The 627-nt window shown below is 40.4% G+C and carries 1 pseudogene; it reads left to right on the top strand.

The annotated features are described in order from the left end of the window. A pseudogene (locus B7692_RS11570) lies at nucleotides 1–627 on the top strand (transposase); the annotation flags it as partial.

The raw sequence follows: 627 nt of genomic DNA, 5'->3' as shown, positions 1-627 counted from the left end.
ATGAAAGAAGACCATATGAAAAATGGTCAACTCAAGGCTGCTTATAATCTTCAAATCGCTACTGAAAACCAATTTGTTCTTCACTATGATATCTTCTCAAATCAGACAGATACCAAGACTCTTCTCCCCTTACTTGAAACCTATCCTCATGACTTGAAGACAGTTGTCGCAGATGCTGGATATGGAAGTGAAGAGAACCTCCTTCGTTTAGATGAAAAGCAGGTAAACCATCTGATTAAATATGCCATGTTTGACAAGGAACAAAAGAGAGGGTATAAACAGTCGGATAGAAACTTAGCGAATTGGCACTATGATGACAAGGAGGATAGCTACACACATCCTGATAGCTGGTGCTATCGTTTTCACCATATCAAACATCAGAAAACACAGACGGACTTTCAATAGGAAATCAAAGTTTACTACGCTGATGAACCTGAATCAGCTCCTCAAAAGGGTATGAACGAACGCTATCAACACTTGAAAGCTAAAGAACGTCAGGCGCTTTTATCTCCTCAAGGAAGACAGATTTTCACTCAACGCAAGATTGATGTGGAACCTGTCTTTGGGCAGATAAAGGCTTGTTTGGGTTACAAGAGATGTAATCTGAGAGGGAAGCGTCAAGTGAGA

Origin of the sequence: Streptococcus mitis (assembly GCF_002096925.1) — a bacterium.
GTDB classification, from domain to species: domain Bacteria; phylum Bacillota; class Bacilli; order Lactobacillales; family Streptococcaceae; genus Streptococcus; species Streptococcus mitis_AF.
The sequence above is the reverse complement of the archived record's forward strand: the minus strand, read 5'-3'. Positions and strand labels throughout refer to the sequence as shown.